This window comes from Streptococcus sp. DD11, from assembly GCF_001578865.1.
Classification (GTDB): domain Bacteria; phylum Bacillota; class Bacilli; order Lactobacillales; family Streptococcaceae; genus Streptococcus; species Streptococcus panodentis.
Genome location: NZ_KQ969396.1, coordinates 25616 through 28726 on the forward strand (window position 1 = coordinate 25616; position 3111 = coordinate 28726).

The 3111-nt window shown below is 43.6% G+C and carries 1 pseudogene; it reads right to left on the reverse strand.

Annotated features, from left to right (window positions below):
* Positions 1-3111 (reverse strand): annotated as a pseudogene (locus tag STRDD11_RS14545) (ZmpA/ZmpB/ZmpC family metallo-endopeptidase-related protein); the annotation flags it as partial.

Here is a 3111-nt window from a genome sequence, read left to right on the forward strand (position 1 = left end):
ATCCAGCTTTTCAGATGTATGGTCCTTATAGTGCAGCAACAGCTTATTTGCCGCTTCTTTCTGTGAAGCAATATCTGTAATCACTTCATGATTCTTCATCATAACCGCAGATAACAGTTCTTTTTCATACAAAGCGCTGTTTTCTTTTACCAGATTGCCGTATTTGACAATGGTGGCCTTATTATAAAACGGCAGCAATTTTTCCATGTTCTGATATACCAGATTCCGGCTAGCTTGGTAATTTGCGACTTTCGAAAAATCACTTTTTTTGTTACTGCTGCTTAGTAAAGATTCAACAGCTGGTAGGAAGAAAGCATTGATTTCAGACTTCTTGCTTGCGATTTGAGAAGCATCAATGATGGTTCCTCTTTCTTCGAGGGATTCCTTGGTTACAAGCTCATCATTTTCTAGAGCAACATTGTAGACTCTGCTGTCTTTGCTGCTGAATGCGCCGGTCACTCTCATTCCTTTGTAGTGATAGCCGCTGATGGCATTCCCATTCATCACATTCACATCGCTCAGCACATTGAGCAATCTTCCGGAATGATTTTCGTCATTGGATTCTCTATCCCACAAGGAACCTGCAACACCGCCAACTCTTCCAAAAGGCTTGCCATTATCAATATCCCCTTCAGCATAGCTGTTGCTGATCAGTGCATCTTTTTCTACCAAACCTGCGATGCCGCCGACAGTTTGATTTGAACTCTTCGCATTTGACGAAATGGCAATAGTCGCTTTTGATTGATCGATTGCTGCATTGATTCCGGTCAATTGACCGACCAAACCACCGATCGCGTAAGCAGCATTTGTATCATAGGAGTTGGCCATTCTTCCCTTGAAACTGCTATTGGCAATCTTAGAATGATCAGCCTTCCAAACCAGGCCGCCAATGCCGCGTTCACCAGTCAGGACACCATCTACATGGACATGGTTAATCCTTGTCTCATGATTGGCTTCATTTGCAATCGCCCCTATATCATTTTTTCCTGAAATATTCACATCTTTAAGAGTCAGATTTTCTACTGCAGCACCGCTCAAAATGTTAAACAGAGGCTTTTTCAAGTTATAAATAGCAAAATTTTTCCCATCTTTGCTGCCGAATAACTTGCCAGTAAATGTACCGGTGATATAGCTGGCAGCACTGTTTTCTAATTCAAATTCATCAGCATTCAAACTAGCCCCTAAATAATAGGTCCCGCTGAGATCATTATTGATGGCTTCCACTAGATTGCTAAATGAAGTAAAATCTGTTATTTCTTTCTTTGCCTTTTTTGCTAGATAAAAAGTAAAATTGTCCTCGTACTTGCCATCTACGTCCTGTTGTAATTTTTCAGCACTTGCTGTAATTTTATAAACTGGCCGGCCATCTTTTCTACTATCAACGATCGAAGCAATTGGCAAGAATACATCTTTAAATTTAGAAGATTTGACTTTCACGAAATAATGATTTTGATTGCTTGGAATGGCCTCAAGAGAAACGTGCTGTTTATATTTTCCATCGGTTAGACTATACAGCTCTAGGTCGGATACATCCCTTAATTCTATCGTTTTCTCCGGCTCTTGTTCCTGCTGTTTGGTTTCTTCTGATTGTTCAGCAGGCGTTTCAGCTGCTGCTGGCTGTTCTATATTTCCAGTATACTCAGGTAACGGAGCAGCTTGCTCGGGTTCGACTATTGCACCAGCTTGTGTGCCCGTATACTCTGGTAACGGAGCGACTTGCTCAGGTTCGACTATTGCGCCAGATTGCGCACCCGTGTATTCAGGTAGCGGAGCAGATTGCTCAGGTGCGACGACTGCACCAGCTTGTGTGCCCGTATACTCCGGTAACGGAGCGACCTGCTCTGGCTCGACGACTGCACCGGATTGAACGCCTGTGTACTCAGGTAACGGCGTAACTTGCTCAGGCTCCACTATTGCGCCAGCTTGTGTTCCTGTATATTCAGACAGTGGCGCGACTTGTTCAGGTTCGACGACTGCGCCTGCTTGTGTTCCTGTATATTCAGACAGTGGCGCGACTTGCTCAGGTTCGACGACTGCGCCTGCTTGTGTTCCTGTATATTCAGACAGTGGCGCGACTTGTTCAGGTTCCACTATTGCACCAGCCTGAACGCCAGTGTACTCAGGTAGCGGAGCAGCTTGTTCAGGGGCAACCAAATTAGAAGATGCTGGTTTTTCACTGCCTGATTCTGCCTTTTTCGTTCCCTTTTCCACTATTTGAGGAATCGCCTCCTCTATTTCAGTAGAAACAATCTCTCTTAAGACTTCTTCATTATCTACAGTGAAAATTCTAACAAGTTCGATTTTCCGACCGGTTTTACCTTCCTGTTTCACTCTCACGATTCCTTCAGTCAAATCCGGATTTTCTTGCGTTTCTTCAGGATAGGGCAGTGTTGTTTCAATGCTTTCTTCTTTGTATACTAGTTCCGGTTTCTTTACACGGCCAGATAAGACCTCATCTTGAGGTTCCAGTGTATTGACACCGGCTGTTTGATGGTTCAGTACAGCATCATCAAACGCAACAGAAGCATCTGCTTTCTTTTTTTGGTTCAAGCTTTCTTGATTCACATTGGCATTCAGTTGATGATCGGCCCTATCGCCTAATAATTTCTTAATCGACTCTTCTTTGATATAGCCAACATAGGTATAGCCCGGGATTTCTCGCGGCAGAGGCAGACTTTCCCCAGCCGCTACTTGATATGCTGCATTATAGTGCAGCAAAATTCCGTTTTCTAATGCATGGGCGGATAATATCCAGCCTCCTCCGATGCCGGCTCCCACCAAAATGGTGAGCAGTAACTTGCTTTTAACTTTTCTTTTTGAAACAACAAAAATAAGCAAGCCAGCCGTCGCCAACACACCGCCCGTAAGCAGCAGATTTGCATTGCTATTGATGCCAGTATTCGGCAAAGCTCCTGCTGGAGCAGCTGCATTCAATCTGTAAACAAGATAGTAGGTGTTTTCATTGTTTTCCGCAATTTTTGGAACTTCGTTGACAATGAAGTTTTTTCTGCTGGAGTTAGTTCAGCATCTGTCACATATTTATAGTGAAGATCGAATCTTTCTTGCGCCTGAACAACCTCACTCCCAACTACAGAAACAAAAACAAACTGG